1 protein-coding gene is annotated in these 1,001 nt (G+C 77.3%); it reads left to right on the top strand.

Annotated features, from left to right (window positions below; genetic code table 11):
- Positions 1 to 167: 167 nt before the first annotated feature.
- The coding region (locus AB0I98_RS49940) for a carboxyl transferase domain-containing protein (protein ID WP_362953194.1) at positions 168 to 1,001 on the top strand (834 nt) is incomplete at its 3' end.

Here is a 1,001-nt window from a genome sequence, read left to right on the forward strand (position 1 = left end):
GGCCGCGGCCGGACGCCTACACGGCGCCCGGCAGCTGGCGCTGACGCCGGCCGGGGGCGCGAGATCTCTCCCGCCCCCCACCAGAAACCGCACACCTGGTTTGTTAGGATGGCGGTCGCGGGCCCGGAGCGGGACCTCCTCGCCCCTTGTCCGGGAAGGGGCAAGACATGGCGACGACTGCTGCGGCGCCGGCCGGACCGGATCCGGCGGGCGGGCGCGCCCGCGTGGCCGGGCCGCACGAGATCCGGGCGCGGGCGGCGGCCGGGCCGGGCGCGAAGGCGGCCTCCGCGCGGCACGCCAGCAGCAGGCCGGCCGCCCGGGAGCGGACCGGCCTGCTGCGCGGTGCCGCATCGTTTTGGGAGGCCGGGCAGCTGCGCCGCCGCCGGGCGAGGGGCTTGGCTCTTCAGGGCGACAAGCCGTACACGGACGGTGTGGTCACCGGCTGGGGCACGGTTCAGGGCCGCACCGTCTTCGTCCACGCCCGCGGCTTCCGTATCTTCGGCGGCGCGCTGGGCGAGGCCCACGCCACGAAGACCCACAAGATCATGGCCATCGCCACCGGGGCGCCGCTGGCGCCGCTGAACGACGGCGCGGGCGCCCGGATCCAGGAGGGCGTCAGCGCGCTTGCCGGATACGGCCACATCGTGCGGCGCACCGTTCCCGGTGTCCTGCCCGGCGTGAGGCGGGAGCACGGCGGGATCATCCGGCACGGGGCGAGGCTGCTCTGCGCCTGCTGTAACGCGAGCGTGCCGCGGATCTCGCTGGTCTGGCGCACGGCCTGCGGCGGTGCCTGCATCGTCAGGGACGGCCGGTCCACCGGCGCCGGCCTCACCTATGCCTGGCCGGCGGACGAGATCGCGGTGAGGGGCGCGCGGGGCGCGGCCGGCGTCGTCGTGCGCCGGCAGGTCGCCCGGGCCCCGGACCCCGGGGCGATGCGGGCGCGGAGGGCCAAGGAGTGCACCTCCCAGCTGATGCACCCCCATGGCGCGGCCGGGCGCGGC

Origin of the sequence: Streptomyces sp. NPDC050211 (genome assembly GCF_040656035.1) — a bacterium.
Classification (GTDB): domain Bacteria; phylum Actinomycetota; class Actinomycetes; order Streptomycetales; family Streptomycetaceae; genus Streptomyces.